Annotated in this window: 5 protein-coding genes and 1 pseudogene; 3 read left to right on the forward strand and 3 right to left on the reverse strand. The window is 72.3% G+C overall.

Features of this window, described 5'->3' with window-relative positions; all coding sequences use genetic code 11:
• Positions 1–655 (forward strand): class II glutamine amidotransferase (locus ACWEN3_RS42805; RefSeq protein WP_452983056.1); only part of this gene is annotated, 655 nt, incomplete at its 5' end.
• Complete coding sequence (gene egtD, locus ACWEN3_RS42810) at positions 652–1,614, forward strand: L-histidine N(alpha)-methyltransferase (RefSeq protein WP_452983059.1); 963 nt, start codon at positions 652–654, stop codon at positions 1,612–1,614. The genes ACWEN3_RS42805 and egtD, both read left to right, overlap by 4 nt.
• 13 nt (positions 1,615–1,627) lie before the next feature.
• On the opposite strand, the gene ACWEN3_RS42815 is transcribed toward egtD, so the two are convergent.
• Entirely contained in the window at positions 1,628–2,884 is a 1,257-nt protein-coding gene (locus ACWEN3_RS42815) for an extracellular solute-binding protein (protein WP_452983062.1), read from the reverse strand.
• A gap of 216 nt (positions 2,885–3,100) precedes the next feature.
• Between ACWEN3_RS42815 and ACWEN3_RS42820 the strand changes: the two genes are divergently transcribed.
• On the forward strand, positions 3,101–3,316 hold the full coding sequence (locus tag ACWEN3_RS42820; RefSeq protein WP_452983065.1) for a dodecin: 216 nt from the start codon (positions 3,101–3,103) through the stop codon (positions 3,314–3,316).
• 12 nt (positions 3,317–3,328) lie between these two features.
• Here ACWEN3_RS42820 and ACWEN3_RS42825 read toward each other — a convergent pair whose 3' ends face one another.
• Both ACWEN3_RS42825 and ACWEN3_RS42830 read right to left on the reverse strand, forming a co-directional pair.
• On the reverse strand, positions 3,329–3,820 hold the full coding sequence (locus ACWEN3_RS42825) for a phosphatase domain-containing protein (RefSeq protein ID WP_452983068.1): 492 nt from the start codon (positions 3,818–3,820) through the stop codon (positions 3,329–3,331).
• Between the two features lie 74 nt (positions 3,821–3,894).
• A pseudogene (locus ACWEN3_RS42830) lies at positions 3,895–4,045 on the reverse strand (hypothetical protein); the annotation flags it as partial.

Raw genomic sequence — 4,045 nt, forward strand, 5'->3', positions numbered from 1 at the left:
CGTTGGCGTTCAGAGACGGTGCGGTGCGGTTCGAGCCGTCCAGCAGCTTCGTCTCGCCGTGCAAGTCGACGCCGACGAGGCCGAGCGCGGCGCCGACCTGGCGCGGGTGGTGCGCTCCGGTGCCGTGCTGGCCGCCGTCCGGGACGCGACCCACGCGGGCGCGGACGCCGAGGCATCGGCGGCGCCGTTCGCGTCGGGGCGCTGGCTGTTCAGCCACAACGGCGCCATAGCGGGCTGGCCGGACGCGGCGGCACCCCTGGTGTCCGCGCTGCCGCCGGTCGACCTGCTGTCGCTGCCGGCCCGCAACGACTCGGCGTTCGTGTGGGCGCTGGTCCTGCACCGGCTGCGGTCCGGTGACGACCTGGACCAGGCCCTCGGCGACACCGTCCTCCGGTTCGCCCGGGCCGCCCCCGCCTCCCGGCTCAACCTGCTGCTGACGGACGGCGCCACGATCGCCGCCACCGCCTGGGGCGACAGCCTCTGGTACCGCACCGAGCCCGGCCTCAGCACGGTCGTCGCCTCCGAACCGTACGACGACGACCCGCTCTGGCAGGAGGTCCCCGACCGCACCGTGCTCACCGCGAGCCGCGCCGGCGTGCTGCTCGCCCCGCTGGAGGATCCGGCGGCACTCCCACCGAAGGAGCCCTGTACGTGAGTCCCCTGCACGTCACTCGCACCCTCCCCGAGGACGCGACGGACGCCGCGCTGCGCGCCGACGTCCGCAGCGGCCTGACCGTCACCCCCAAGTCGCTGCCGCCGAAGTGGTTCTACGACGCGCGTGGCAGCGAGCTGTTCGAGCAGATCACCGAGCTGCCCGAGTACTACCCCACCCGGGCCGAGCGGGAGATCCTGGCCGCCCGGTCCACCGAGATCGCCGCCGCGAGCGGCGCCCGGACGCTGGTCGAACTGGGCTCGGGCTCCTCGGAGAAGACGCGCTACCTGATCGACGCGCTCCCCTCGCTCGCCGCGTACATCCCCGTCGACGTCAGCGAGAGCGCCCTCGCCCAGGCCGGGCAGGCGCTCGTCGAGGAGCGCCCGGATCTCGAAGTCCACGCGCTGATCGCGGACTTCACCGCGCCGCTCAGCCTGCCCGGCACGCCCGGACCCCGGCTGGTGGCGTTCCTCGGCGGCACCGTCGGCAACCTGCTGCCCGCCGAACGCGCCAAGTTCCTGTCCTCGGTGCGCGCCCTGCTCGCCCCCGGCGACGGGCTGCTGCTCGGCACCGACCTGGTCAAGGACGAGGAGGTGCTGGTCCGGGCGTACGACGACGCGGCCGGGGTGACGGCCGCGTTCAACAAGAACGTGCTGTCCGTCATCGACCGCGAGCTGGGCGCCGACTTCGACCCGGACGCCTTCGACCACGTGGCGGTGTGGGACGCCGGGCAGGAGTGGATCGAGATGCGGCTGCGCTCGCGTACCGCGCAGACCGTGAAGGTGCCCGCGCTGGACCTCGCCGTGGACTTCGCGGCCGGCGAGGAGCTGCGCACCGAGGTGTCGGCGAAGTTCCGCCGGGCCGGGGTGGCCCGGGAACTGGGCGATGCCGGCCTGGAGTTGACGCACTGGTGGACGGACTCTCAGGACCGCTTCGCGCTGTCCCTGAGCGTGGTGCGGTGAGCGAGCCGTACGGTCAGAGGTCCGGGGTGAGTTCCTGGGTGAGCTTCCGGGAGGCCCGGCGGGCCTCGGTCGCCGGGTCGGCTCCGGTGAGCACCCTGGTCATGTACTCCTTGATCGGGTTGTCGGCCTCGACGTCCGCCCACTGAGGGGTGTTGGGGGTCGCCCTGCCGTGCGCCGCGCCCGCGGCCATGGCGGCGACCCCCTCCTCGCCGGCGACCGCGCCGGCCAGGGTGGTCTTGTTGGGCACGTAGTTCATGGTGCGGGCGAGTTCGGTGTCCCACTTGGCGCCGGTGAGCGCCCCGACGACGGCGGTCGCGGCGAACTGGTCCCTGGTGCGCTGCGGGACGACCAGGTCGGAGCCGCCGGTGAACACGGTGCCGGGCCGGGCCGCGGTCCTGCCGGGCACCGGGAAGAAGCCGAGCTTGTCCTTGAGTCCCGGGTTCTGCCGCACGATGGCCTGGGCGAGCCCCGGTACGGCGATGATCTGGGCCACCTTGCCGCCCGCGAACACGCCCGCCTGGGGCGGGTGTTCCTCGTCGGCGCCCCTGGGTCCCGAGCCCAGCGCCTGCAGCCGCCGGTAGAAGTCCATGCCGCGCAGCGCGGCCGGCGTGTCCAGGGTGCCCTTCCAGTTGTAGTCGTCCTTCCGCTCGGCGAGGTCGCCGCCCTCGTCCCAGATGAACCCCGAGAGCGTGTACCAGTCCTGCCCGGCGAGGTAGATGCCCTGGTCGCCGCCGGTGTCGAGCCTCTCGGTGTCGGCGAGCCATTCGTCGCGGGTCCTCGGCGGGCGGGTGATGCCGGCCTGCTCGAAGAGGTCCTTGCGGTAGATGACGACGCGGTTGGCCGCGTACCAGGGGATCCCGAACTGCTGGTTGCCCTCCTTGCCGGGCTGGGCGAGGCCGGGCAGCCACTTGTCCTTGCCCCAGTCGCGCATCGACTCCAGGGTCAGGTCGGCGAGCCGGCCGCCGTCCGCGTACAGGGGCACCTGGGTGTTGCCGACCTCGATGACGTCGGGCCCGTCGCCGGAGTCGTGGTCGAGCGCCTTGCGGACCTTCTGGACGATGCCGGTCCACTCCTGGATGCGGATGTCCAACCGCAGGTCCCCATGGGTGCGTTCGAAGTCCGCGGTGAACCGCTGGAGGAACTCCTTGGATGCGCTGTCCTTCATCAGCCACACGGTGACGGTCTTGCGCTCGTGTCCGCCCGGGAGCATCCCGCAGCCGCTGACGAGGGAACCGGTGACACAGATGAGGGCGAGCAGACGACGTCTCACGAGGGGTCCTGTTCTGTCTGGCATGGGCGTGCGGACAGGGGTGAAGACCCGACGTGGGGGGACGAGCGGAGACGCTCGTACGGGTGTGCTGGATTTTGGTATGGACCAATGCGGAGGTCAAGTGCTGTCCGTAGTTCCGCGGTGACGCCGTGCGGGATTGGCGGGTATGCGGCACGGTGGAGTACGGCGTGACCAACGGCGGCAAGGAGCCCCCTCATGACGAACCACACCTACCGGGTCACCGAGATCGTCGGCACCTCGCACGAGGGCATCGACCAGGCCATCCGCAACGGCATCGCCCGCGCCGGCCAGACGCTGCGCAACCTGGACTGGTTCGAGGTGACGCAGGTCCGCGGCCAGATCGAGAACGGGCAGATCGAGCACTACCAGGTGGGCCTCAAGGTGGGCTTCCGCATCGAGGACGGGGACTGACCCGCCCCGGCGTCAGGTACGGCCCTCCCGCTCCTGCGCCTCCTGGAGCGCCTCGGACTTCGCGGCCCAGCGGGCCCGTACGACGGTGAATCCGGCGCGCTCGGCGTCGTCGCACACCAGCTCGTCGTCGTCGACGAGGACCCGCACCTCACGGTCCCGGGCGAGCCGGCGCAGGATCTCCAGCTTGGTGAACCGGGCGGGCCGGCGGTCGGCGTTGCCGCGCATGTGCACGCGTCCCTCGGGCAGCCCATGGGCCGCGAGCCAGTCCAGCGTGTCCCGCCGGTAGCGCTCCGGGCGGCCGGTGAGATAGACGACCTCGCACTCCCGGGCGCTCTCCGCGGCCAGCGCGAGGCCCTCGGCGAGCGGCGGATCCTGCGGCGCGGCCGCGAAGAACGCCCCCCAGTTCTTCGGCCGCGCCTCGAGGAAGTGCTGCCGGTGGGCGGTGTCCGCCAGGGTGTTGTCGAGGTCGAACACGGCGATCGGCCGCCCGCTGCTGTCGGTCACACCGAAACCCTAGCCAGTCGCGGCGACCGGCGCGCCGAGCCGGCCGCTTACGCCGCGTGCACACGTTCAGCCGCTCAGGGCCCTGGACGTCGACGGTGCCGGTGAGGAGCGGCCATGTCGGCGAGGAGGCAGTGCACGCGGTGGTCGCCGGTCAGTTCCGGGTGGAACGACGTGGCGAGCGCGTTGCCCTGGCGGACCGCGACGATGTGGCCTTCGTGCTCGGCG

It is taken from the genome of Streptomyces sp. NPDC004561 (assembly GCF_053602155.1).